General features: G+C 61.4%; 19 protein-coding genes. 5 read left to right on the top strand and 14 right to left on the bottom strand.

All coding sequences use genetic code 11. The features are described 5' to 3' along the window. Window positions 1-7: 7 nt before the first annotated feature. From ACO05L_RS01785 to ACO05L_RS01765, 5 genes are all read right to left on the bottom strand, one after another. The gene (locus ACO05L_RS01785) at window positions 8-811 is read right to left on the bottom strand and encodes an SDR family oxidoreductase (protein WP_421730470.1); all 804 of its coding nucleotides are present in this window, start codon (window positions 809-811) and stop codon (window positions 8-10) included. Between the two features lie 88 nt (window positions 812-899). Next, window positions 900-2,540 carry a polysaccharide biosynthesis/export family protein gene (locus tag ACO05L_RS01780; protein WP_421730469.1) on the bottom strand — a complete coding sequence of 547 codons (1,641 nt, stop codon included), beginning with the start codon at window positions 2,538-2,540 and terminating at the stop codon, window positions 900-902. Further along, window positions 2,537-3,586, bottom strand: a complete 1,050-nt coding sequence (locus ACO05L_RS01775; RefSeq protein WP_421730468.1) for a hypothetical protein — start codon at window positions 3,584-3,586, stop codon at window positions 2,537-2,539. Before ACO05L_RS01775 ends, ACO05L_RS01780 begins: the two co-directional genes overlap by 4 nt. A gap of 83 nt (window positions 3,587-3,669) precedes the next feature. After that, window positions 3,670-4,338: an ABC transporter ATP-binding protein gene (locus tag ACO05L_RS01770; protein ID WP_421730467.1), complete on the bottom strand. Its 669-nt coding sequence runs from the start codon at window positions 4,336-4,338 to the stop codon at window positions 3,670-3,672. Then, the gene (locus ACO05L_RS01765; protein WP_421730466.1) at window positions 4,338-5,105 is read right to left on the bottom strand and encodes an ABC transporter permease; all 768 of its coding nucleotides are present in this window, start codon (window positions 5,103-5,105) and stop codon (window positions 4,338-4,340) included. The genes ACO05L_RS01770 and ACO05L_RS01765 overlap by 1 nt, the downstream gene beginning before the upstream one ends. Window positions 5,106-5,404: 299 nt before the next feature. Here ACO05L_RS01765 and ACO05L_RS01760 point away from each other — a divergent pair, with 299 nt between their 5' ends. The 3 genes from ACO05L_RS01760 to ACO05L_RS01750 are packed head-to-tail and all read left to right on the top strand — an operon-like array spanning window position 5,405 to window position 8,265. Next, window positions 5,405-6,838 (top strand): hypothetical protein, encoded by a 1,434-nt coding sequence (locus ACO05L_RS01760; RefSeq protein WP_421730465.1) that lies wholly within the window; start codon window positions 5,405-5,407, stop codon window positions 6,836-6,838. Between the two features lie 38 nt (window positions 6,839-6,876). Then, window positions 6,877-7,668 (top strand): hypothetical protein, encoded by a 792-nt coding sequence (locus tag ACO05L_RS01755; RefSeq protein WP_421730464.1) that lies wholly within the window; start codon window positions 6,877-6,879, stop codon window positions 7,666-7,668. Beyond that, entirely contained in the window at window positions 7,669-8,265 is a 597-nt protein-coding gene (locus tag ACO05L_RS01750; protein WP_421730463.1) for a hypothetical protein, read from the top strand. It begins immediately after the preceding gene. Here the strand turns inward: ACO05L_RS01750 and ACO05L_RS01745 are convergent. Both ACO05L_RS01745 and ACO05L_RS01740 read right to left on the bottom strand, forming a co-directional pair. Then, complete coding sequence (locus ACO05L_RS01745; RefSeq protein ID WP_421730462.1) at window positions 8,262-9,578, bottom strand: hypothetical protein; 1,317 nt, start codon at window positions 9,576-9,578, stop codon at window positions 8,262-8,264. The genes ACO05L_RS01750 and ACO05L_RS01745 overlap by 4 nt on opposite strands. 4 nt (window positions 9,579-9,582) lie before the next feature. Continuing rightward, window positions 9,583-10,926, bottom strand: a complete 1,344-nt coding sequence (locus tag ACO05L_RS01740; RefSeq protein WP_421730461.1) for an SDR family NAD(P)-dependent oxidoreductase — start codon at window positions 10,924-10,926, stop codon at window positions 9,583-9,585. 262 nt (window positions 10,927-11,188) lie between these two features. Here ACO05L_RS01740 and ACO05L_RS01735 point away from each other — a divergent pair. Then, window positions 11,189-12,378 (top strand): IS3 family transposase gene (locus ACO05L_RS01735; RefSeq protein WP_421729385.1). Its coding sequence is split into 2 segments (ribosomal slippage): window positions 11,189-11,441 and window positions 11,441-12,378, totalling 1,191 coding nucleotides; the frame shifts between segments, so codons are not numbered across the junction. A 28-nt stretch (window positions 12,379-12,406) separates the two neighbouring features. After that, the gene (locus ACO05L_RS01730; protein WP_421730460.1) at window positions 12,407-12,823 is read left to right on the top strand and encodes an adenylyltransferase/cytidyltransferase family protein; all 417 of its coding nucleotides are present in this window, start codon (window positions 12,407-12,409) and stop codon (window positions 12,821-12,823) included. A gap of 5 nt (window positions 12,824-12,828) precedes the next feature. Here the strand turns inward: ACO05L_RS01730 and ACO05L_RS01725 are convergent, their stop codons facing one another. The 7 genes from ACO05L_RS01725 to wecB all read right to left on the bottom strand — a co-directional run bounded on the left by ACO05L_RS01725 (window position 12,829) and on the right by wecB (window position 21,208). After that, on the bottom strand, window positions 12,829-14,163 hold the full coding sequence (locus ACO05L_RS01725; protein WP_421730459.1) for a CDP-glycerol glycerophosphotransferase family protein: 1,335 nt from the start codon (window positions 14,161-14,163) through the stop codon (window positions 12,829-12,831). An 89-nt stretch (window positions 14,164-14,252) separates the two neighbouring features. Next, entirely contained in the window at window positions 14,253-15,569 is a 1,317-nt protein-coding gene (locus ACO05L_RS01720) for a polysaccharide pyruvyl transferase family protein (protein ID WP_421730458.1), read from the bottom strand. Between the two features lie 131 nt (window positions 15,570-15,700). Next, window positions 15,701-16,906: a polysaccharide pyruvyl transferase family protein gene (locus ACO05L_RS01715; RefSeq protein WP_421730457.1), complete on the bottom strand. Its 1,206-nt coding sequence runs from the start codon at window positions 16,904-16,906 to the stop codon at window positions 15,701-15,703. 86 nt (window positions 16,907-16,992) lie between these two features. Then, window positions 16,993-17,751, bottom strand: a complete 759-nt coding sequence (locus ACO05L_RS01710) for a hypothetical protein (protein ID WP_421730456.1) — start codon at window positions 17,749-17,751, stop codon at window positions 16,993-16,995. Beyond that, window positions 17,748-18,686, bottom strand: a complete 939-nt coding sequence (locus ACO05L_RS01705) for a GSCFA domain-containing protein (protein ID WP_421730455.1) — start codon at window positions 18,684-18,686, stop codon at window positions 17,748-17,750. Before ACO05L_RS01705 ends, ACO05L_RS01710 begins: the two co-directional genes overlap by 4 nt. 202 nt (window positions 18,687-18,888) lie before the next feature. Beyond that, window positions 18,889-20,160: a UDP-N-acetyl-D-mannosamine dehydrogenase gene (gene wecC / locus ACO05L_RS01700; protein ID WP_421730454.1), complete on the bottom strand. Its 1,272-nt coding sequence runs from the start codon at window positions 20,158-20,160 to the stop codon at window positions 18,889-18,891. Beyond that, window positions 20,138-21,208: a non-hydrolyzing UDP-N-acetylglucosamine 2-epimerase gene (gene wecB, locus ACO05L_RS01695; RefSeq protein ID WP_421731718.1), complete on the bottom strand. Its 1,071-nt coding sequence runs from the start codon at window positions 21,206-21,208 to the stop codon at window positions 20,138-20,140. Before wecB ends, wecC begins: the two co-directional genes overlap by 23 nt. Window positions 21,209-21,371 lie beyond the last annotated feature (163 nt).

The following is a 21,371-nucleotide window of genomic DNA, read 5'->3' as shown; positions in this document are numbered from 1 at the left end:
GCGGCGCCTACCAGGCGGCCCAGCCGCCATCGACGCAGATGTTCTGGCCCGTCATGTAGCTTGACGCGTCCGAACACAGCAGGGCGGCGGCCCCCTTGATCTCGTGGGGCGACCCGATGCGACCCATGGGCGTCTTGGCGCTGAGCCGTTCGATGAACGCCTGGGCCTCGGCTATGGTCGAGGGATAGGGAAAGGGGCCGGGACTGATGCAGTTGGCGCGAATTCCGTCCGGCGACAGGAAGCTGGCCAGATAGCGGGTGAACTGCAGCACCCCGGCCTTGGCGGCGCCGTAGCTGGGCGGATTGGCATAGCGCTCGCCATCATAGAGCCGATAGTCCGGGGCGACATGGCCGTACATCGACGCGATATTGAGGATGACGCCCCGGGTCTGCTTGAGCGCCGGAAGAGCCGCCTTGACCACCCTGAAGACGCCGTTCAGCGACATATCGATGTCATAGACCCAGTCGGCCTCGTCGATCGACTCCAGGCTGTTCTTGGCGCCCGACCAGGCGCAGTTGACCAGGATGTGCATGGGCCCATCGGCCGAAAAGGCGTCGATACAGGCGCGCACCGACGCCGCATCCATCATGTCGATGGCCAGTGCGGCATGATCGCCAGGATGGCGCCCGCCCAGGTCTTCGACAAAGCCTCGGCATTTTTCCAGGTCGCGACTGGCGACGACGACGCTCGCGCCCAACTCGGCCAGCACCTCGCTGATCTGGGATCCCAGCAGCCCGGCGCCGCCGATCACCAGGGCGCGGCGACCGGACAGCGACAGCAGAGCCGACAATGGGGGCGAGGGCGTAATCATGGCTCCATCCATGCGACTGATTCGATCACAATATCAGAGCCTTGAGCCTAACCTCGCCGCGCCGGTGCTTGGGTCGAACGCGACGGGATCAGCGAGACAACCGGGCCGCAGCGAGCGCGATCACGGCGACATCACCTATGAGCGGGAGCAGGCTGGACTCCTGTTTGGTGGGCACCAGAACCCGATCACCGGGCGCGACCATTCCGCCTGTTCGGAGCTGCCCATCCTGCCTGAACACCAGAATACGTCGACGGTCCGCACGAGGCGAAAACCCGCCAGCGTCGTCAATGTAGGCGCTCAGTCGGCGATTTTCCGTCGCGATCATGGATTGCGGAGCCAAGACTTCGCCCGAGATGCTGACGATCTGGGAATGTCGCGGAATGACGATGACGTCCCCGGATTCCAGCAAGACCGAACCCGGATCGCGTCCGTTCAAGGACAGGATGCCCAACGGTTCGATCTGGCGGGCGCTTTCAATATAGCGACTGACGAAGGTCGCCTGGCTGGCCCGCGCAGAGGCCTCGCCTGACGAACGAGCCGGAGCCATCAGGGTGGTGCGCTCCAGACGGTCGAGCCCTTCATTCAGAAGCTGTTTCTGAATAACGCGAACGCTGTCGCGACGGAGGTGAAGCGACTCCATGTCGGCGTCGGGATCGACGGCGACCTGCTGCAGCAACGAACCGACCGTCGTGCCACGCGGGACGCTGAAGACGGAACCGCCACTGTGGGCACCTTCCAGCCGAACGAGGACGGATGGCGCCCGGGAATCTGTTTCAAACTGCACGCGGTCGCCGTCAACCAGGGTGAAGTCTGCAAACTCCGCCAGGGTGAGATAGGCCGAGTAGGCCAGACCGTCGCGGACACCGACGATGGCGACATGGCTCGCGCCGGGACGGGGACGAGCGTAGCGCATGATCTCTGCGCCCAGGCCGGTCTGACCCAGCAGTTCGAACGAATAGGCCGACCGAACATCGCCTACGACGGCGATCACGGAGCCCTGTTCCTCGACCACGATGGCGTCGCCATTGTGCAGGGAAACGTCCGGCAGAGCGCCCGCACGCAGGAACTCATAGAGGTCGGCGTTTGCCAGGGCCTGGCCGTTGCGCACGATGCGAAGGCGACGATAGCTGCCGCGATCGGGATCGATCCCGCCTGCTCTCTGCAGAAACACGATCAACGCCTCATCCGACGCGCCCTGATAGGCGCCGGGCCGGATCACCGGGCCGGTGACGAGGATCTGGCTGGTCGCTGCACTGGTCGCGGTGGCGTAGATTTGTACGCCGCTGGAATAGACTCGCCGGCTTGCAGCCTCGATCACGGCCGGAGCCCGCGCGGCGGTGACGCCGGCCACCCGCACGGGCCCGACACCGGGCACCACGACATTTCCTTGAGGGTCAACCACGAGCTCCTGCTCCTCGTTGACAAGCCCCCACAGAGTGACCCTCAGCTTGTCGCCGGGGCGCATGATATGGCTCGGATCAATGGCGCTATCAGCCGTCGAGGCGCTCGAGGTCGCATTTGCGGCTGAGCGGAACATATCCGACCCCAGGGGCGGCGGCCGCGACGCATTCGAGGCCTGCTGCAGCACAAGCTGTTCAGGCCCCACGGGCGCCGGCCGCTCGGTCTCCACCGTGGGCGCAAGCTGGCTCTGCTGGGCGAAAGTCTGCGTCGCGCACAGCCAGAGACCGGCAGAGGCGAAGAGCGCGGTGATCAACGGACGGCGGATCATTCTACGTGGTCCCGGATGATGGAGTAGACGAGAGCGCCGATACCCCAAAGCATGGAAGCGCCGATCAAGACGGCAAGAATATTGGCCAATCGCGGCCACCAGTCCGACGTCTGCGGAAGTTGCGGCGGCACGTAGGAAATGACGTATTTGCGGTCGATGATCTGCTGGCGCCGAGCCTGCTCGGCTGCGGCCACGGCCCCGAGCAACTGCTGCTGGGCGGTCTGGTAGTCGAGCAACAGGCTTTGCGCCTCGATCTCGGTTGAGGCCGCTCGCTCGCCCGGCGCAGACATGGCGCGATTGACCGCGCGATCCCGCTCGGCTTCGAGAGCGACGATCTCGCGCTCGAGTCCGGTCAGCTGCGGCGCGCCTTCCTGGAACGTCTGCCGCCGCGTGGCGAGGTCGGCTCGCTTCTGCGCCAGCTGGCCTTCGATCTGACCGACGAGCGCGATGGCCTGCTGCGCGGGCGTGGTGGCGCCGACCCCCGAAAACTGGCGGCCCTGATAGCCCGTCAGGGCATCGCGAGCGGCGTCATAGGCCTGACGCTTGACCAGGATTTCCTGATCGGAAGCGGCGATCAGGTCATCAAGCGCACGCCTGGGCAGGGTGTTGACCAGGTTTTCGCTCAACTGCAGCACGCCGCGAGCCAGGCGCTGGGAATCCTCGGCCGAATAGGCGCTGACGCGAATCTTGGCGCCGGAGGTGGCGGGGTCGGTGATGATCTCGATCTTGTGCCGCCAGAATGCGGTCGCCGAACGCAAGGATGCATTCGGAGACAGCCGAGCGGTGGGGTCCAGACTGAACTTGTTGAAAGCTTCGTCAAAGCCGTACTGCTGACGCAGCGACAGGACCATGGCGTCGGAACGAATGTAATTCTCGACCACCTTGGCGTCTGCCGCATTGGACGTGGGCGCAACCAATCCCAGGGTGCTCAATGCGTCCATCTGAGACGACTGCGCGCCCCGCACGGCGAAAGCGCCCTCGGAATGATACTGAGGCGGCGCGATGAAGAGCAGATAGAGCGTGAAAAGCAGCGTCGGGCCCAGCACCAGTATGATCGCCGACCGGATCAGGCGCGCACGCTGGATCGCTCCGCGTTTGCGGGTCGTGCTGGCTGAGACATCAAGAGTGCTCATTGAGCCCGCCGCCTTGCTAATACTTCCATGTAGAACTCCTCCGCCGCGTCGAGGTCCTGGAAAGGCACGACATGACCGTCGTCGATGACCACCGCCGTCGTGCAGAATTCCCTGATCGTCGACATGCTGTGAGACGTCATGATCAGGTCAGATCGTGATCGGCGATCAGCGAATGCATCCCGACACTTCCGCCTGAATGCCGCGTCCCCGACACTGAGGCCCTCGTCGATAATATAGACTTGAAAATCGATAGCCATGCTCAGGCCGAATAGCAATCGCGCCCGCATTCCTGACGAATAGGTGTTGATCGGTTCGTAGAAATAGGGACCGAGTTCCGAAAAGTCTCTAACGAAATCCGTGGTCTCTGCGATGTCGAGTTCGTAGATTCGGCACACGAACTTGAGGTTCTGGGCGCCTGTCAGATTTCCGCTGAATGCCCCCGTGAGACCGAGGGGCGACGAAACCGTCACATCCTTCACGATCTTGCCTCTGGTCGGGCGCTCCACCCCTGAGATCAAGCGCAAAAGTGTCGACTTTCCTGCCCCGTTCAGACCAAGGACCGCCGTGTTCGCACCCCGATAGAGGGCAAGATTGGTCGGCCGAATGATCGGCCGCAGCCCGTGGCGCGTATGATAGGATTTTTCCACCGCGAGGAGCTCAATCACTAGTCACGCTCCCGGTCGAGGCCGCTCATCTGGAACACCCATTCCACGAAAAGGCCGAGCGCGAGACAGACCACCGCGAACGCAATGGGGTAGCTATAGTTGACGTGCGGGCTCTCAAAACCCGGTATGGCGGCGTCCCGGATCCATTCGATGACCTGGGCCACCGGGTTGTAGGACGCATAATGCCGCCAGCGAGGCGGCAGGGTTTCCAATGTGAACCAGACTCCCGAGGTGAAGAAGAGAAACCGGCCCAGCACGCCCATCAGATCTGACCATTGGGAAACGACGCGGCCGATCTGCGCGCTGAGGAAAGCCGCGCCATAGCAGAGGAGCGCCAAGGTCCCCAGGGCGCACAGCAGTTCCAGCGGGTTCGATATCCACGCGCTGATCGGAAGGCCTTTGAACGCCTTCATGAAAAGCATGATGATGAGGAAAACTAGGAAGTTGGTGAGCAGTTCGAGCAACACCCGCGCAGTGATGACTTCAAGGCCCGTGACCTGTGGATAGCGCATCAGGGCGCGATTGCTGCGGATGGCGTTGGCGCCCCGGCTAATCGAATGACGGAACATCATGACGGGAATGATGCCGGTCAGGAAGAAGACCACAAGGCTCTCGCCGACTTGGGGGCTGCGGCCGACGCCCTTGAAAATGAGCAGGATCGCCGACAGCATGATCAGGGGCTGGATCATCGCCCAGGCATAGCCGGCCGACCGTTGGCCATACCGGGTGACCGCCTCGCGAAGAAGCAGGGCGTGAATGGTGATCAAGGACAGGCGAGCCGCGCGATATGTCGGCGACTGACGGGCTTCCAGCGCCCAACGAACCAATGATCGGTACAGGTTTGACGGCCCGTCCAACGCGCTGCGACCTCCCGCTCCCGACGACGTAGGGATCACACGATCCTCTCTGAGGCTGCCTCGTTCACAAGGCCCTAATGCACCGGCTTCCAGGCCCCGGCAAGTCGGCTGATGCTGCGCCTCAAGACGCCCGTCGTCGATGCGCCCAGACGCAGCCCTTTAGGTCGGCCCCATGGCGGTTGCGGGCGATCCGTAAAAGAGGCTACCGATTGATCAACCAACCGCCCGACCTTGAGGAAAGATTATTGGCCAGTTCGAGACAGGGGCTGAAAAAGGTGATCGCGAGGCTCCGCCGCAGCCTCCTCGCGCCGCAATCGCCCGACCGCGTCCCGGCCGAATCCGAGCAGCAGACCTGGACGGCAGTGACCGCCCGCACAGAGTTCGCTCGAACCCAGATTCCCGAGGACGCCCAGGCGGTCGAGATTTCGAGCGAGGTCAGATCAGCGAGGCGGCCCGCCTCGCAGGCGCTGATCGGCCGCCTGCGTTTTCTGGACAAGGCGGGAAACATCCTGGCTGCACGCTCGCCTGGACTTCTGGAGTCGGAACCGGGCAGCTATCACTTCCTTCCGCTTGAGCACGCGCACGCTGGCGTCTTTCGCTTCGTCTGCCTGGTTCCCAGAGGAGCGGTGCAGGTCGAGTACGCCCTGCATCTGCGCCGTTCCTCCGAGCGGTTCGGCTTCACCTTGCGCGGGCTGACCTTGCGGCCGATCCGCTCCAGCATCGTTCTGGACACGGTCCGCGCGGACGCTTCCGCCGACCCGGCATGGCGGGCCGAGCGCGAGTTGCGAAGCGCCATCGCCCAGCGAGCGGACAGCCTTCTCAACACGACCTCGCCCCTGCGCGCTCAAGACAGCCCCTTTTGCGAAGCCGTCGTGGAGTATTTGATTCTCGATAGCCATGATGTGGCCCGGGCGGACCGACTGGCGGAACGGCGCCTGGGCGCGGGACGAGATCGAGAAGCCCTCACCCTTTCAGGCGTAAGCCAACACCCAGGCCTGCCGCTCGCCGCCGCTCGCCGGGATCTGCTGGCGCTGGCCGCCCACGTGGCCCGTCCGACCCCCGGGCGAAAAATCGGCCCAGGCCGCCTGCTCCTTGTTGCTGAAAAGACCGGATCCAGAGGCGGTGACGCCGCGATCAACGCCATGAACGGCGCGGGCTGGTCGATAGAGGCCTGCGGCCCTGGCGCCGCTTCGAAGACGGACCTGCCTGCGGATGCCGACCCCGCATCCGTGCGCGCCCTGGCTGACCGTATCGTCGCCAAAGGCCGAGGACGTGACGTCGGCCTCGTCTGGGCTCGCTGCCTGGGCGACGCTGTGGCCGCCGCCGATGCGGCGACCCGGCTCGGCGTCCCGTTCGTATATGAGGCCGACGATATCGCCACGGCCGTTGAGGTGGTGCGGGACACAGCCCAAGGCGAGACCGACGCTGGAAGGCTGAACGACTCGCTCAATCGCACGGTCCTCATGGCTGCGGACATCCTGTTGGCGCACACCCAAGCCGCCGCTGCCTGGCTCGCCGGACAGGGCGTGCAGGGCGACCGCATCCTGTTGGCGTCCGATGACGTCGCATTGACGCTGGAAGCTCTTCTGGAAGAGCCCGAAACATCCGGCGCGAGGCGGCGTCGCGCGCGAACCCCAACGTGACCTCCGCAACCGGACCAAGGTGGGAAGTGCAGACGGCAATGGCGACGGCTCAGTGCATCGCCCAGGCCTCGACCGAGTGGGCGGAGTTTGCGCGGTCGGACGACCTGCTGCGCGCTGTGCCCCTGGTCGATGATCTCGATGCGTTTGACAGGCCGGGCGACTTGTTACGACCGGAGCTCCGTCGGATGCGGCTCTGGCGAAACGAGGCGCTGCTGCGGCAGGGGCGAGTGCGTGAGGCTCGAGACGCCCTGGCCCGCACGGAACGCGACTATGGGGCTTGCTGGCGCACCCACCGCGCACGTGGCCTGCTGGACTACCACTCCGGCGCCCATGACACGGCGGCCCGCCATTTCAGCCAGGCCATCGCCTTGCTTGAGCCCGGCGTTTCCGCTCATCCGGAACTCGACGCCTTGGCCCACCTATGGGCGGATGCCCTGACCTTAGGCGGCCAGAGCCAACAAAGCAGGAAGGTCGTGGAACGGCTGTTTTCCGGCAGGGCGGTGTGGACCAGCGACAATCTGGCGGCCCTGCGCCGCACGGTGCGCACTGCAGAGGATCTCGGCGAATTTCGCGCCTTTATGGCCCCGCTGTTCGCACAGCAGGGAAGCGTATCGCGCGCAGCCCTCTATCACGACTCCATGGTCTGCCGCGAGTTGGGGCGATACGAAGAGGCGGAAGAGGTAGCCCGACACAGATTCCTCACCAGCCTGCCTCTTCTGGCGTTCGGGGGGCGGCGCCAGCGGCCCAAGGCGCAGTCATCCAACTGGACGCAGCACGCACGGATCACGCTGATCGATCTGAATGCGGCGTTGAGATCCGCCGGGGTGTAGATGTTCCTGATCAGTGGGACGCTCCTGGGCTGCGTCAGGGAGAACGACATTCTCGGACACGACAAGGATATTGACGTCGGCGTCTTCGAAAAGCCGGGACTGGACAAGCGCGCGGTGGCGAATGTCTTGGCCACCTACGGGTGCTTCTCAATCAAGCCATACCCGACGGACACCCTGATCAGGGCCCAGCACGCCAGTGGAGTGCTGATCGACGTCTTCTGGCACCGGCTGGAGGACGGCCGAGTCATCCATGAGGGACTTAAGAGTAAATGGTGGAATACCGCCTTTGATCTTGTGGAACACTCGTTTCTGGGAGAGCAGTTCCTGACGCCGTCGAACCACGACCTCTATCTCACGGAAAACTATGGCCAGTGGCGTAGACCGGTCACGGATTTTGAAACATTCGCAGACACGCCGAACATGATCTTGACCAATGTCGGTGAGATCATGTGGTACTATTACATAAAGCTGACCGAGTATTATTACTCGGGAAATCTGCCTGCTTTTACAAAGGTCGCCAAAGGAGTTCTGCTCCACCGGCCCGCCGATAAGCAGGTGGCCGAAATCCTCAACCGGCTGATCGACGACGCCGCCTAGACAGGCGGCGGCGAACACAGACGCTGGGCCTCTTTGGCGAACCGCCCCTGCACCGTGGCCTCGACATCGACGAAATAAGCCAAGGCCTTTTCCCGGCCTATGGCCAGTGGATCATCGCCGCGCAAGATCACCTGCTCGATCAGGTCGCGCAGTTCCTCCGGCGTCGAGAACTGATAGGCGAACTGGTCATAAGGTATCTGGGACGGCGACATCTTGATGTCGACCGCGCTTGGCAGAAACAGGAAGATCGGCCTCAAGGTGACGAGGAAATCGGAAATCACGCTGGAGATGTCGGAGACCAGGAAGGCCGAGCCTTCGAAGCACTCTGATACGGGCAGGCTTCTGGGTGATACAACAAGACTAGGTTCTGACCGGGTCGCTGCGGCGGCGACATCCTCGTCCGCCGCCGTCGGAGCCATGCGCCTGCCCGCGTAGGCCTGTTCGAGGCTGGGTTCCAGATAGATCGGGTCGCTACTCTGGGTCCCAGCAAGGGGGTGAAACTTCACCCGCGGACGCAAGCCTGTCGCGGCTTCAGCCACCAGCAGAAGATCGACGCCCATAGGCAGAGACGAATAGTTCTGCGAGTCCTGGTAGCCTTCCCAGGTCGGCAGATAGAGAAACTGCTGACAGTCGGCGGGGGCGGCGTTTTCGATCACACTCCTGGTGCCCGGGCGACCGATGGTCTTGAAATCGATAGAGTCCGTTCGGAATCCGACAGCGGCGAAGCGGTCGATATGGGCCTGACCTGCAGTCCAGACCTCGTCGTAGACTCTGAAGAACCTGTGGCAGCTCGCCGCCTTGTCGCTGTCGCCATGTCCGAGGAAGACGTGCTTGAGATGGTTTAGACGAACGAAATGGATCACATTCCCTGTGTTGGAAACGTAGAATACGGCCTTCAGGTTCGGACATTGGTGCACGAAGCGTTCCGCGTCGCGCGAGTCACGAATATATACGCAGTCCAGATCGAAGCGCTTCTTGACCGATTCAAACAACGGCCTCGACCGGATGACGATGATGACATCAGGGCCAAGAGCGTCACGAAGATGATGGATCCAGAGGTCTAGGTGAAACTCGGAGCCCGGGCCGTCGCTGACGTGCAAGATAGCGGTCGCGTAAGCCATCCTCGCCCGGTTCAAAGCCAACTCCAGCCCCGCCGGTCGAAACTGAGCTGCTGCGACAGGCGACTTCACCTTAGGCTTGTGAGCCGGCAACGCCTTGACTGCAGATGTGGCGAGGGGGGCGGCGCCATGACGCGCGTCGCCAGAACGCAAAACCCGCGTGCGAAACCGCGCAATCTGCTTTCTGATACTCATGCGATCAGTTCACGTGCTTGATTAGGCCGCTTTGAGGATGGCGGAGCAACTGCTCAACCGCATCCGCCAATCGCGCCGGCTTCATACGCAGGGCAGGGTTTTCGTCCGGAAAGGCTTTTTGGCGCATGGGTGTGTCAGCACGGCGCGGCACAAGGCAGCTGACCACAATCCCATCTTCGGCCCATTCCTCGGCCAGCGCCTGGGTCAAATTCACGACCGCCGCTTTGGATGCGGAATAAGCCGCGGTGTCTCGGCGTCCCCTGAAATAACTGCTGGAGGAACATAGCATCAAATGCCCACCCGACTTGGTCAGATGATCGTAGCTCGCGCGCGCGACATGAATCGAGCCCATCAGATTGGTGGAAATCACTTCGTCGATCGCCAGGAAATCCGCGGCATCGAGGCGACCAACGTGCAGAGTGCCTGCGAAGTTCGCGATCAAGTCAATCTTACCAGCCTCCACCGCCACTTCGTCGAAGCGTCGAATGACAGAAGCCTGATCGCGTACGTCGACCCCGGTCGCTCTTGATCCTCCAAACACCCGCCAACCGAGAGACTCCAGCCTCTCGCGAACCACACGTCCCAAGCCTGAGGCATCGCCCAGCACGACCGCAACGGGCGAGTCATAAATCTTCTCCAGTCCCTCGTGCTGAGTCTGCCCTAGGTAAAGGAGCTGTTCCGCTAGGAACATATCTATCGGATGGGTGATTTTGATGTTCCGCTCCGAACCTTGAACGGCTGCGATACGCGCTTCGGGCCGATGGGCAAGAAGTACGCCGCAGTCATCAGTGAAGCGTGACAGACCCTCGTCATCCATGGCCTCGTAGGCGGATCGGAGGTCGTCCGTCCAGAAGCCCTGCGGGGTCTGACCGCGGCGCAGGCTGGTCCGGTCGGGAATGCGGGAGAGAACGTCCCCGCCATCACCAAGCTGCACAATGGTGTCGGCGGTTTCGATGACGACATCAGCCCCGTCGTGCCCGTCGAGGGCCGAAATAGTCCGCGTGATGATGTCCGCCGTGACGAAGGGCCGAACCCCATCGTGAAATAGAACCTTGTGTCGTCCAGCCGGAAGGGCGGCAAGCGCCGCTCGGGTCGATGCTGGGCGGGTGGAGCCGCCTTGCACCAGAGTGATCGGCTTCACCCTGCGATAGGGCGCAACCACGGCTTCGGTCTGATCGAAAAATCCTTCGGGATAAGTCACAACCAGTTGCGTGATTTCAGCATGGGCGCTGAGCGTTTCGATGGCGTAGTCCATGATCGGGCGGCCCGCCAGCGGATTGAACTGCTTGGGCTTATCGAGGCCGAACCGGAGGCCTCGCCCTCCGGCAAGAATCACGCCGATCGTCATTCGTTTCTCACGCTTGCTGCTTAGGTAGGGGACCCCGACTGATTAATCGGGCCCAGGCTCACCGGAGGGATTACCTGTCGATAATCCTTCTTATTCCAATGCAAGTCTGATGCAATCGGAACGTGCTGCTTGCGCAAAGTGGGGCGGGCTAGCTATGCAACGGTTCCTTCAACAGCCCTTCGTGGCGATTATCCGGATTGACGTGACCCCCTGAAACTCCTCCAGGAATAGCTAGAGTCCGCCCCTCGAAAGGACGGACAGAATGAAGCGATCACGGTTCACGGAAGAGCAGATCATCGGAATCTTGCGCGAGCAGGAGGCCGGTGTTCCGGTGGCAGACTTGTGCAGGAAGCACGGGCTGAGCTCGCCGACCTTCTACAAGTGGAAGGCTAAGTATGGCGGCATGGACGTGTCGGAGGCCCGACGTCTGAAGGCGTTGGAAGAGGAGAACGCCAAGTTGAAGCGGATGCTGGCGGACTCGATGCTGGACAACGTCGCGCTGAAGGATCTGCTGGGAAAAAAGTGGTGACGCCCGCTGCGCATCGAGCGGCGGCGGCGCACCTGCAATCAGCCTACGCGATGAGCGAGCGGCGGGCTTGTCGGGTGCTGGGCGTGGATCGGACGAGCGTGCGCTATCAGGCGACACGAGCGGACGACGGCGCCCTGCGGGATCGGCTGAAGGCCCTCGCCCAGGAGCGCCGCCGGTTCGGTTATCGCCGTCTGCATGTGATGCTTCGGCGCGAGGGGCATGCGGTCAACAGGAAGCGGGTCCAGCGGATCTACCGCGAGGAGAATCTGACGGTGCGCCGGCGCGGCGGGCGCAAACGCGCCATGGGCACGCGGCGTCCGCTGGAGATTCCTCTGGTCGCGAACCAGCGCTGGTCGCTGGACTTCGTCTCCGACCAGATGACGGACGGGCGGCGCTTCCGCATCCTGACGGTGATCGACAACTGCACCCGCGAATGCCTCGGGCTCGTCGCCGACACGTCTCTGTCGGGCCGACGGGTGGCGCGCGAGCTCGACGCCATCATCTTGGGGCGGGGACGGCCGGACACGATCATCAGCGACAACGGCACGGAATATACGTCCACCGCCATCCTCGCCTGGGCCGACGACACCGGGGTGGGCTGGCACTACATCGCGCCCGGCAAGCCCCAGCAGAACGGCTTCAACGAGAGCTTCAATGGTCGGCTGCGCGACGAACTGTTGAACGAGACGCTGTTCCGCTCCCTGCCGCACGCCCGTGTCGTGCTCGAAGCCTGGCGGCGCGATTACAACGAAACCCGGCCGCACTCGAAGCTGGGATGGCTGACGCCCAAGGCCTACGCACAGGCGCTCACCGGACACAGCGGCCGGTCTGCTGCGCTGGTTGATGGCTGCTCAGACCGGCCTATTGCCAACCCCGCCAACACCAGTTCAGATCACCAAAGGACTCTCGTTATGGCTGGATGAGAAACGGGGGTCACGTCAGGATGCACAAATGATCCGTGTGGTGACATTCGGGACCTTTGATCTGTTTCATGTGGGCCATCTGCGGATTCTGGAACGCGCTCGGGCGATGGGCGACCATCTCTCGGTCGGCGTTTCATCCGATGCGTTGAACTTCGCGAAAAAGCAGGCGGCGCCCGCCATTACCGAAGGCGCTCGCCTAGATATCGTGCGAGCGCTTCGTTGCGTCGATGAGGTCTTTGTTGAGCACGACCTGGCGCTGAAGCGCCAGTATCTTATTCAACGTCGCGCCGACATTCTTGTCATGGGGGATGACTGGTCTGGGCATTTCGATCATCTCGGCGACATCTGCCGCGTTGTCTACCTCCCTCGCACGGGAGGGATATCGACGACGGCGCTCAAGGATTTGCTGCGAGACGGCTCCAGCATAATTGTCACCGGTCGCTGACGCGATCAGGCCCTGAGGGTAACCTCCCCCGACGCCAACCTTGCGACCATCGCGCGCTCCGCTTCTCCCTCCGGCCCGGGATAGGCTTTGAGAGATCTGCGCTGAGACGGAGCCGGATGGTTGCCGTGCCGAATTTCACGAAACCGATGGCAGTGATCGAAATAGGAAAGCGCATTCTCGAAGAGTTCACTCGAACCCTTGAAGTCGGTCACACCTGCGTAGAGCGACGTTCGGCGCGACAGACGCGCCTCCCGGAGCGGATCATGTGCGATCGTCGCAATAAAAGCGTCCAGCGATTGCGCCTCGTAGTCCCAAATATAGGCGTACTTGCCGATACTTAGGCTAGCGACGTAGGAATGCAGCCACTGATGGCTTCTGGCGATCGGTATGATGATCGGTTTGCCCGTGAAAACGTATTCGGACACCACACCAGAGATATCGGCGATGATGAAATCGGACCAGTTGTACTGCTTGGCCTTGGACTTCAAGGTCTGCTGCACCATGGATCGCGGAAACTGAACGGCGGCGTCCTTGTAGGCCATGGAGCGCTTGCCGAATCCTGGGTGCGGGCGAAAGACAACATCGCCCCCATCAGCCTGGCGCCACGCCGCGATCTGTGGCCCGGCTCTCAACAGGGAACTGAAATTTGCCTGTTCGCTGTAACCTTCGAACGTTGGTGCGTAGAGAGCTTTGGTAAAGGTCGCTTTTTGATCGGCCGCCTTCACCCCTTTGATGACAGTATTTCCGATAGGAATCATTCGGTCGGTACTGATCTGTATTCCCGCACGAATGTACCGGGCCATCGAGTTCTCGTCAGCAACAAGAACGAAGTCATAAGCAGAGGGAAGCCGACTGAAGCTAGAATGTTTGTCGGAGTCTCCATGGTGGCCGCAGACATGGATGCCCTTCGGGAAAGAGCGCAGATAACCGAAATTCTCGTTCTTGTCCGTGACGTAGATAAATGTCTTCAGCGACGGTGCAACATTTACAAAAGTGCCGACTTTGAAGCCCGTTTTGGCCGTATAGGAAGGAGTTGTGGGCATTTTCGCCACCGGCCCCTCCTTCTTCAAGGCACGGGACAAGGTCACGAACCGTCTCCGACTGGCGGCGATATAGGGCTGCCACAGATCGAGTTGTGAATAGGCAAGCTCTTTGCCCCATACAAATGCGACCTGGGGATCATGAAGCGCGAAAGACAAAAGTTGCCCCCGTGTGTCCCAGTCGACCGGGAGGTCAATGCTTCCGCCCGTGCGCGAACTGACCATCAGGGCGCGCATGGGCGCCTCATAGTGGTTCCACAGGGCCTGAATCATATCAGGATCATGGATTTCGATGGTCACCTACGGCCTCCCTTGCACTTTCATTCGCCAACGCTGCCTTCCAAGCGGCTACACCATGTGCGCGAGGCCGCTTTCGACGCGGATCTCGGTCAACGGCTCTTGGCGACCTGTGCTTGAAGCTTATTGACCCGGCGTGAGAGCTTCTTGAGGGCGACATTGGTTTCCGCGCGGATACGCACAAGCTGCCCCATGGTCGGATCCTGATTCACGCCCTTCGCGGGCGGGGCCAGCGATGTCGCTGCAAGACGGCTCTCGAACGCAGGCGCCCGCGTTGGATCGTCGTAGCTGAACGGTAGATCGTTGCGCTTCATGAAGCTGCGATAGGCTGCGAAGCGCTCGCCATGGCCGGAAATCATCTTCGAGAAGTCGGCCCCTCGGGCCAGGTCCGCGACATCGGTGGTTGAGTTCAGCTCATCCACCCGACGCCACGGGATATTGAACAGTTCCCCCAACTCACGCGTGCGGGAATCGGTTGCCACCATAAGACAGGGCGTGCCCCCCAGGATGGCGGAAATGTTTCCGTGCAGTCGGGTGCCGAACGAGAAATCGCACCCCCCCAACTCTTCAAACCAACTGTTGGGATCGACGTAGAAGCGCGCCCTGCCCCCGGCGCTGAGAGCGCGAATGGCCTCGGGAGAAATGCCGTCATACTCGGTGCCCCGCCCCGCGCCGTCGCCCCAGAGCATGGTTGTGAGTGAGCGACCTTCTTGGCAAACCAGGATCGAGTTTGGATACTTTTTTACGTGCGCATCAGCGATCGCCAGCATCGTGTCTAGGCCATCGCGAAACGTCCCCGTCTTGTGGCTGGACGTAACGTTGATCGAAATCTTCGACGCCGTCGTTATCTTTCTGACAGGCTTCGGAACCGGCAGATCAGCTCCGTACATAAACATGGAAGGGCACCCGATGACCTCGATCGAGCCGCTCGGGAAGCCCAATTTCTTGAGGAAGCCGGCCGTGCACTCTCCGCGTACGCCGATCGAAGCAGATCGGTCCAGGACCGCCGTCACGAACCGCTTTGTCACAGCCTCGATTGGAGCGAGATTGTCGAGGTTGTAATCCAGGTCCGTCTGCGCCCCGATGCCGGCGACGACCACGGGGATTTTGAGCTTTTCGATGAGCTCGCAATAGGCCTCTAGCGGCTGTTGCCACTTGTTCCGAAACGCATTGGCCATCGGCAGGACCAAGGCGTCGTACTTCTCGTTAATGATTTCGGCCTGGCGCGGCTTGGCCGCGTACCCGTGGCGACCGATGGTGACGCCATCGGCCGACAGCGTCTTATAGACGGACTGGGCGAAAAGCATATTTCCCGAGTTCGTACCAGTGACGTTGCGCCGGTCCGATTCGAAAAGATCGAGGGTTGCAAAAGGGCTCTTGCCCATTCGCATACAGATTCTTTTGGCCATTTCGCAATTTCCCGGGCAGCCACATCCTAGAAGCACGGCGCTCCCTGCTTCACAATGCGGTCGCCGCACCTATGTTAAGTCGAGTGGAAGACGGTTGCCGCCAAGCGTAGCGAGACCCGCTGGTGAAAACCTCAAGCGGCTTCCCTAAAGCGAGCGTCGGTCAGAGACGCACGAACACGCGCATCATGCGCGGCCAGTTTCTCGTCGTCATACAAAATGTGGGCGAGGCCATTCTTCTCCAGGAAACGCGCGTAGATATCTAGCCGTTTCCCATGGTTTGCGTTGAGGTTGGTGAAGTCCGACCGATCATAAACGTCCTGAGCGTCGAAGCCATCCATTTCGGTCAGTATCGAATGCGGTATCTCGAAATAGCGCGCCAGTTCGAGCGTCCGAGAGTCGTGAGCGATCACATGCGCCGGAGTATCGGCTAGGAGTGAGACCACGTTACCGTGAATACGCGTACCGACTGTGAAGGATTGCTCTCGCATGAAGTCCATCCACGGCATGACATCAAAGAAAAACTTCACCTGACCTTGGCGACGCAGGTTGGGGACCGGACTCTTTAGCAAATCCGGAGCACCTGGCAGCGGAAGCTGGTTCAGATAAATCTCCTTCATAAGGAGTCGGACCTGAGGAATGAACGTAACGCCCTTGGAATGCTCGTTGAAGTAGCCCGTGATCTGCTTAAGCTGCGGTTTGGCGATGTTCGATAGATTGAGCGCGATCTTGTCGAGACCGCCAGGCTTCTTGCTGACCGCCATTCTCCGACCGTTATAGAACATCGACGGACATCCGATGACATCAACCTGATCCTGGCCGAACCCGAGGCTGAGCAGATAATCACGGGTATATTCGCCGCGCACGCTGATCGAGGCTGATCGGTCCAGGATGGCGGAGACGAATTCGTAGACCTCGGTGCGAATAGGTTCGAGCTGATCGAAGCTTCCGGTCAGGCTGGTTTGGGCGCCGACGCCGGTGACGATGCAGGGTATCTTGAGCTTCCGGATCGTTCGGGTCATTCGCGCGATAGAGTCGCCATACGAGACACGGAAAGAGTTACAGAGCGGAATGATGAAGGCGTCGTAGCGTTCGTTCAGTCGGTCGGCTTCGTCCACGAAAGCGTCGTCGCCTGAGAGCCTGTAATCGTCGACGGTCAGCGTCGTATCCGGGGCGCTCAGAGCCTTGTAGGTTGAGTGGGCAAAAACGAGGTTCCCGGCGTTTTTGGTGCCATCCTTGGCGAGGGCCTTATAGACATCGCGAATCTGGGCTGTCGGTATCGATCCGTCGCACCAATTGTCAAACGGGGCCTTGCTGGCCCTGATGAGCAGGTTTTTCATCAACAACACTCGGTAGTTCGGGAAATGTTCCGGAAACATAGAGGCGAGGGCCGAGCCTGGCAACGTGGGCGCCCACTCTCCTTAGCCTATGCCCCCAGTTCTCGGCCGATCACTTGAAGGATAATCTGGCCGAAAGCCGCGTTCATGTGAGACACGTCGGTCCCGGCGTAGCCTGCCCCAGTGAGCTTAAATGCAGCCGCAGAATGCTCCGGCAGGGCTAAGCCGTTCCGCCCGATCGCTTCAGGCGGCTGCGACGCGAAACGATAATTGAACGCCGAAGCCAGAGACTGGCACTCAGTGAAAGTGACCTCGTTGATCCACGCAACGGCAGAGGCCGCGACGGCGCCCTTCTTCAGCCATCGGTAGCGAGCGCGATCGGCCAGGGTCTGGCTGGGAATGGGAGCCGGTATCACAAGCACCGGCCGCTTCTGATCGGCTAGAAGCTCCATCACGTGAAAGGCTGTCGATTGCCGCATACGTTCGCGCACTTCCACTCGAAATGCGGCTTCGGAAATAAGCCGGGCCTTTCGGTTCATTCGAAGGGCCGCAGGCTGGAACTCGCAAAACAGGCTCAATGCCCGGTGGGTGCGCAAGCCCATGCCCAGAACAACGAAGGCGTCATAGTCACTATAGTCGATGCTGGCCTTGCCGCCCGAGGTGAACGATAGCCAATGCTTGAGGTTGGGATCGATCGTATGAAGCCCCCTTCCCCGAGGAAGACGAACTAGGCCGCGCATCTTGGTAGCTGGCGCACCGAAGAAGGTCGGCGCCCAGGCTGGCGGCGCTTCAGTCGCCGCCAGCTTGATCATGTTTATATGCGAGTTCGAGAGGATGGCGACCCTCAAGAGAAGGCCTCCAGCATAGCTTCCTCGCAAACGACATCGTCCGCCGAGGGAAGCTTCTTTCGCTTCGCCTTACCCTTGATCCGTGGCGCCACGACCGCCTCGATCGGCGGATGCTGGTCAAAAAAGACGCGCATCACGGACAACACGCCCTGAGCTTCGACACTTCTGAGGTTTGGCGAGTAGAAGAATCCGCGCGAGAAGGGCGAGGCTATGACCTCGTAGGAGGGGAAGTAATCGATGTCGGCATGATCGTCGGCGAGTTCGCCCGCCACGGCCCGAAGCACCGACTTCGAGTAGGTTGTCGCCGCCAGTATATGCTGATCCGTCGCCGTCGCGGTCAAAGGCACCGGGGACACGGTCAACAGGAACTTCACCTCAGGATTGTGCGCCTTGATCAGATCCCTGAAGGCCAAGAAGGCGGCCCTGATTTCCGCGCCTCGGAAATTCTTGAAACTGTGGATGTCAGGGTCGAATGCTCCCGCGATCGTTCCTGGCGCCGTCGGATAGGTCGTGCCCGTTTGTGTGTGCACCCAACCCTCGGTCAAGCCGAAGGTGAAGATGAACAGGTCCATGGTCTCGAAGAGCCGGCGGACAGAGGCCAGATGCTCGGCGCGATGGGCAAGGACTTCCTCACGGCTGTCCAGGCCCTGCGGCTCGACCGAAGGGCGCATCGCATCATAGAAACGCCCCCCCTTCTCCCAAACGGGGTCTGCAGGGGTGAAGAGGCCAAAGGCTTCGCGCGCGACCTGCAGAAGTTGTTCGGCCAGATAGATATTTCCATAGCGCGCGGAATAGATTCGCCAGCCAAACTCGCGCGCCGCGCTGTCGGACATCAGGCTGGGAGCGGGCTCGACGTCCATGACCTGATAGTTGGCGTTGCGAAGATGCCCGCCGATGTGCTGGGCGAAGCAACTGCCAGCCGTCGCAATCTTCATGCCGGCGGTAATGTCGTACTTTCTACGGTACAGGCCCGATATACTCAGGGGATGCTGTTCGCTGACGCCGGTGCGCCAGAACCGCTCGGGGGGCAGGCCCTCGTAGGGGCTGTGTGAAGGTGCTTTCAAGAACTCTGTTCCCCTGCAACAGCGGGCAAACGCGCCGACCCTGCAGCAACGCGCGCGGATCGGAGCCGATCAATCACGTCCAGATTCCACAAACATCAATCACAAGCCCCACGGGGCGCGGGGCGCTTCTGAACTCACGGTGTGCGACAAGACCGACCACGATCGGCGCCGCCAGAGCCATGGCGGCATCGACCATGACCAGATCTCGATGATCGGTCAGCATCGCCTCATAGGGATCGGCGCAGACGACACGACCGGGGAACTCGCGACCTAAGGTCCTGGCGATCTCCAGTGACGGGCTTTCGCGATAGTCATCCACATCAGGCTTGAAGGTCAGACCAAGACAGGCGACCCGGGCGTCCGGCCGTGCGGCCAACGCCGCGCGGATCTGATCCATCACGAAATGCGGCTTGCTGTCATTGACCTCGCGCGCGGTGCGGATCAGGCGAGCCTGCTCCGGCGCCTGGGCGACAATGAACCAGGGATCAACGGCGATGCAGTGGCCGCCTACACCCGGGCCGGGCTTGAGAATATTGACCCGAGGATGGTGGTTGGCCAGGGCGATGACCTCCCAGACGTCCAGGCCGATCTTCTCGCAGATCAACGACAGTTCGTTGGCGAAGGCGATATTGACGTCTCGGAACGAATTCTCGACCAGCTTGACCATCTCTGCAGACCGATCGTCGGTCAGCAACAACTCGCCGCGGGTCAGTGAACGGTAGAGCTTGGCCGCCCGCAGGGCTGCCCGAGGCGTTGCGCCGCCCAGAACTCGGGCGTTGGCCGCCAGTTCCTGAAGTGTCTTGCCGGGAATGACCCGCTCCGGCGAATAGACGACATCAATGTCGATATCTGCGTCGGCTCGGCCAGGCTCGGGAAAGCGGAGATCGGGGCGGGCCGCCGCCATGCGCGCGATCACCTGGCGGGTCGCTCCTACAGGCGAGGTGGACTCCAGGACGACGATGGCGCCCGACTCCAGAACGGCGGCGATCGCGTCCGTCGCCGCGAACACATGGGCCAGGTCCGGCTGATGATCTCCGTCATGAGATGTCGGCGTCGGCACGGCGATCAGATAGGCGTCGGCTGCAGGCATATCGACGGATGCGCTGAGGCGCCCACCCTCGATGGCCGAGTTCAAAAGCTCGTCCAGGCCGGGTTCGACGATATGGCAGGATGCCGAATTGACCGCTGTCACCACGCTGGAATTGACATCGACGCCCACGACATGATGACCGGCCTGCGCCAGGGCCACGGCGGTCGGCAGGCCGATGTACCCCAGGCCCACGACAGCAATCCGCTGGGGCTCCGAGGATTCCTGCTGGAAGTCAGCGTAGACTGTTAGCGACATTACGCAGTTCCTGAACAATCCGGGCCGAGGCGAAACCGTCGCCATAGGGATTGATAGCATAAGGGCGAGCGGGCTGATCCAGCGCATTTCTGACGCTGGCGACGATGCGGCCAGGGTCGGTGCCGACTAGTTGCGCGACTCCGGCTTCGATGGCTTCCGGCCGCTCGGTCACGTTACGCATGACCAGCAAAGGTTTACCAAGCGAAGGCGCCTCCTCCTGAACACCGCCTGAATCTGTCAGAATAACGGACGCACGAGACATTAGGTATACGAACGACGGATAATCAACCGGGTCAATGAGATACACGTCCGGCGCGTCCCCCAGCAAGGCCTTGACCGGTTCGAGAACGTTTGGATTCAGGTGGACAGGATAGACGATCTGGACGTCGTCTTGGCTCAGACGCCTTAAAGCCAGGCAGATGTCGCGGAACCCCTGGCCGAAATTCTCCCGACGATGCCCCGTTACAAGAACCAGCGGTTTGTTGGGGTCGAGATAGGCAAACTGAGTATCCAGCGCCCCGCGGGCCGCCGTGCCCGGAGAGATTCGCTCCACAGCGTCGAGCAAGGCGTCGACGACGGTGTTGCCAGTCACGAGAATCTTTTCCGGTGGAACCCCCTCCGCAATCAGATTCTGGCGGGCGCCCTCGGTAGGAGAGAAGAGGCGCATGCCGACCATATCAACCAGCTTGCGATTGAATTCTTCAGGCCAGGGCTGATCCATTCGACCACTACGAAGCCCCGCTTCGACATGGGCGATGGGAATGCGTCGATGGAAGGCCGCCACGGCCGCCGCCGCCGCCGTTGTCGTGTCGCCGTGAACAAGCAGAAGATCAGGGGTGCGGCGGGCCAGCAGTTGATCGACCCCGGCGACGATCTTGCCGAAGGTCTCGTTGAGCGACTGATCATGGGTCATCACCCCCAGATCCACATCGGTCTCGATCCCGAAGAAGTCCAACACCTGATCCAGCATTCTGCGGTGCTGGCCAGTCGACCAGACTTGGCACTCTAGGCCGTCAGCCCCCTGGATCGCCTTGATAACTGGAGCCATTTTTATGGCTTCAGGTCGGGTTCCAAAGATAGCGGCAACCTGCAACGGGGCGTCCTGTCCAACCCGCAATCGGCGGAAAACGTCGCCGCGTTGGATACCTGCAATCCCACTGTCACGTAACCTGAATCTGGGTCGTGGTTGCTTTTCCAGACGAGGTGTTGCC

It is taken from the genome of Brevundimonas sp. (assembly GCF_965227765.1).
Lineage (GTDB): Bacteria > Pseudomonadota > Alphaproteobacteria > Caulobacterales > Caulobacteraceae > Brevundimonas.
The sequence above is the reverse complement of the archived record's forward strand: the minus strand, read 5'-3'. Positions and strand labels throughout refer to the sequence as shown.